The sequence below is a fragment of the Streptomyces sp. NPDC037288 genome, assembly GCF_055603265.1.
The window spans coordinates 1-3,882 of the sequence record NZ_JBVJVY010000151.1 but is presented as its reverse complement, the minus strand read 5'-3'; the positions used below and the strand labels follow the sequence as shown (position 1 = coordinate 3,882).

The 3,882-nt window shown below is 67.9% G+C and carries 1 protein-coding gene and 1 pseudogene; one reads left to right on the top strand and one right to left on the bottom strand.

Going from position 1 to position 3,882, the window contains the following annotated elements:
- Window positions 1–242 (top strand): annotated as a pseudogene (locus ACZ7GZ_RS42550) (hypothetical protein); the annotation flags it as partial.
- A gap of 234 nt (window positions 243–476) precedes the next feature.
- Here ACZ7GZ_RS42550 and ACZ7GZ_RS42545 read toward each other — a convergent pair.
- Entirely contained in the window at window positions 477–3,365 is a 2,889-nt protein-coding gene (locus ACZ7GZ_RS42545) for a SpoIIE family protein phosphatase (protein WP_471033159.1), read from the bottom strand.
- Window positions 3,366–3,882: the final 517 nt, after the last annotated feature.

Below are 3,882 nucleotides of genomic sequence, written 5' to 3'. Positions count from 1 at the left end.
GTGCCAGCGCGAACGCCCGCCAGATCCGCGAGATCGCGGACTGGGACATGCCCGTGGCCCCGGCCATCGACCTGGTCGACCAACGGGTGGCGTTCGCTGCGAACTTCCGGATCAGCGAAGCCACCGCCCACGCCTCCGCACACAGCGTGACCGCGCTGCCGGCAAACCGGGCCCCGTCCTTCACCCGCGCCCCGCGACGGGCCAAACCGGACTACCTCCGGCCGCACCATCACCGCATGTGAACGCCTGAAGATTCCCGTCCCTTGCGGACAAAACCTACGTCGGAGCTGGCCGGGCCTTTCTGCACCCCATTCAAGCGGCGCCGCGGCTGTGAGCTGACCGTATCCCGGCAGTCCGTCAACCGGGCGCACGCCCGGCTTCGCAGCCCGGTCAAGCGGGCCTTCGCCCAACCCGAGCCCCTCACCGTCGCGGCCCTAACGCGGCATACGCGACCGCACAGTGGCCGAAGGCCCCCTTCACAGTGCCTCGTCGTCCCATTGGTCCAAGAGGAACTCGCCGAGCCCTTCCGCCGCCGGCGTTGCGCCGCCGTGGAGGAACGGTTGCGCCCAGATGGCTTTGCCGGTGGACGTATAGCGAGTGCCCCAGTGTTCGGCGAACTGGGCGACCAGGAAGAGTCCGCGGCCGCCCTCATCGGTGACGCGCGCGCGGCGGAGTCGGGGGGAGGTACTGCTGCCGTCGGAGACTTCCAAAATCAAGGTACCTGCGGGGGAGTCGCTGATCGGCGCGGTACGCAGCAGCCGGACGCCAATGGGATCGGTGCCGTAGCGGACGGCGTTGGTGATCAGCTCGCTGAGGATGAGTTCGGCGGTGAAGACGACCTGCTCCAGGCCCCACTCCGTCAGTCGGCGAGCACAGGCGGTGCGCACCGGGGCCACAGCCGCCGGGTCACGGGGCACCTCCCACTCGGCGACGTGTGCGGAATCGAGCCGGTGTGTGCGGGCCACCAGCAGCGCAACGTCATCCCTGGGCCGGTCCGGCAGCATGGCTGCCATCACCGCTTCACAGATGGCCTCCGGGGTGCGAGTGGGGCCTGCCAGAGCGTTGCGCAGGGCCTCCAGCCCGACGTCCAGGTCGCGGTCGCGGTCCTCGACCAGTCCGTCGCTGAAGAGCGCCAGCGCGGATCCCTCCGGCACCGTCAGATCGGCGCACTCGACGGGCAGACCGGCACCCAGGCCCAGTGGCGGGGAGACAGGCATCTCGGGGAAGTCCACGGTACCGTCGGGCTGGACCACCGCCGGTCCTGGATGGCCCGCGGTCGCGAGGAGCAATCGCCCCGATGTGGGGTCGTATACAGCGTAGAGGCAGGTAGCCCCGGTGACCATGGCCTGCCCGTCCTCCCCTGCGTTCGCCTCCTCGGCATCGATCTGGGCCACCAGCTCGTCCAGTCGGCTCAACAGCTCTTCCGGGGACATGTCCAGGCTCGCCAAGTTGAGAACGGCGGTGCGCAGCCTGCCCATGGTCGCCGCTGCGTGCAGACCATGGCCGACGACATCACCGACCACCAGCGCCACGCGTGTGCCGGAGAGCGGGATGACGTCGAACCAGTCCCCGCCCACCCCGGCCTGGGCCGGCAGGTAGCGGTAGGCCACATCAAGGGCCGACTGCTCGGGCAGCTCGCGCGGCAGCAGACTCTTCTGAAGGGCCACGGCCATGGCGTGTTCGCGGGTGTAACGGCGGGCGTTGTCGATGCATACCGCTGCCCGGGTGGCCAGTTCCTCGGCGAAGGACACGTCCTCGTCATGGAACAAGGGGGAGCTGTCGGCGCGCCAGAACTCCACCATTCCCAGCAGTCCGCCACGAGCCCGCAGCGGGACCACGAGCAGGGAGCGGATTCCGTGGTCGAGGCTCTGCTGGACATACTCGCACTGGGCCCACCAGCCGTCGGAAGTGCTCAATTCCCTCACCAGGACCGACCGGCCGCTCGTCATCGCCACGCAAATGGGATGGTCGCGGACGACATGGATCAGCTCACCGACGGGGCGGAAGAGATGGTCAGCGTCCCGGCCGGCAACTGCGGTTCGACGCATCTCGGTGATCCCGGCGGGTGCACTGGAGGGCTCCTCGCCCTGGATGACGGGGTCCAACAGCTCGACGGTGACGACGTCGGCGAAACGCGGGACGGCCACCTCCGCCAGCTCCTCGGCGGTGTGCTTCACATCGAGAGTGGTGCCGATCCGCAGCCCTGCGTCGTACAGCAAATTGAGTCGCTCGCGGGCGGCCTCGGCCCGGCCGGAGAGAGCCTCTAGCTCGGTGGTGTCCCGCAGTGTCACCACGCTGCCGGCCGGTCCGTGAGGTGCGGTGAGCCGCTTGTTGACCGCGAGCAGCCGGTCGGCCGCAAGACACACCTCGTCGGTGGCGAGGCGTTCGGAGGCCAGCAGGTCGGCGAGACCTTCCTCCAGACCGAGATCGGTGATGTAGTGGTGCTCCGCGTCGGCCGGCAGGTGCAGCAGCCGCCGCGCCTCGTCATTGGCCAGCATCAGCTGGCCGTCACCGCCGATGATCAGTACCCCTTCCCGTACGGCGTGCAGGACCGCGTCGTGGTGCTCGTACATCCGGGTCATCTCGCCCGGCCCCAGGCCATGGGTCTGCCGTCGTAACCAGCGGCTCACCAGCCCCGAGCCGCTTGCGGCGATGAGAAGAGCCGCGGCAGCGCCGCCGAACAGCACCGGCAGCTGCCGGTTGACCATGTACTGCACCTTCTCGACCGTGACGGGGACGGAGACGATGGCGACGACCGAGTTGTCCGGAGCTCGGACGGGGACTGCCGAGATCACGGAGAGCCCCAAAGGTCCCTGGAAGGTCCTGGTGAACGGCTTGCCGGTCGCGGCCTCCGCATAGGGACCGATCACACGTTTCCCGATCTGGTGCGGGTCGCTGTGGGTGAGGGTGATTCCGTCGAGCCGGTACACGATGACGGCGTCGACGCCCACTGTCTTCCGCGCCGCCTCGGCGTGCGGCTGCAGCACCTCGGACGGGTGCGGACCCTTCAGTGCCCCTACGATCCCCGGGGAGTTCGCGAACGTCTGCGCAGTGATGAGCGTCCGGTTCCGGGCATTCGCCATACTGTCGCGTCGATCCTGCGCGACGAGAGCGACCAGCGTCGCTGCGACGAGCAGCAGTACGACCTCCAATTGCAGGAGGAGGACTTGGCCGGCGAGGCTACGCACACTCAGCAGCGAGTAGAGCCGCTGCCGCAGCTGCCCGGACTTTTCCCTCTGCCCAGGCGCACTTGGCTGCTCTCGCCCGTGGTGCCGTTGTTCTTGACGAGAATCCCGACCGTGCTCAGATGTCGTCGCGGACACATCGGATGCCTTGCGCCCGTTCTGACCGGATAATTCATCCATATCACCTTTCTATACTTTCGGATCGCTGCCCACGAGAGGATCAGGAGGATCGGCCCGAGCGGCCACAGCGACGAGTGCCGCGTGCCGTACGTTCCCCGAACAGGGAAGAAGCCGAAGCGGGAGAACCGTGAGACCAAGCGAGCGAACGAGATCCTCAGGGCTTCGTCGGGGTCTTGTGACACCAGCACTTTTCGGACGCTGGGGGTGAGGTCTTCGCCGGAGCGGCTGAACAAGGAGCTCCGCCTCCGCACCAACGTGGAACGACAAGTGGACCGAGGCCCGCCGCTACATGCGCCACGACTATCCAGGAGCCAGCAGCCCGTCTGGCCAGGCGCCACAACAGGCGCGCCCATGACAACGGGTGCTGCCCGCAATCCCACGGCATGGTGATCTCGGACCGTGTCCTACATGGTCAGTTTGAGGAGCCGTTTGTAGCAGCACATGGCTGCGGCGAGTCCGAGAAAGACACCTCAGGCCCTCAGCTCGTCAAGCCGCCCTGGCGAGTGCGGCCGGAAAA

What these genes read in the sequence shown, in the direction of transcription:
- ACZ7GZ_RS42545 (WP_471033159.1), bottom strand. Translation starts at nt 3,365, where the DNA reads ATGGATGAATTATCCGGTCAGAACGGGCGCAAGGCATCCGATGTGTCC.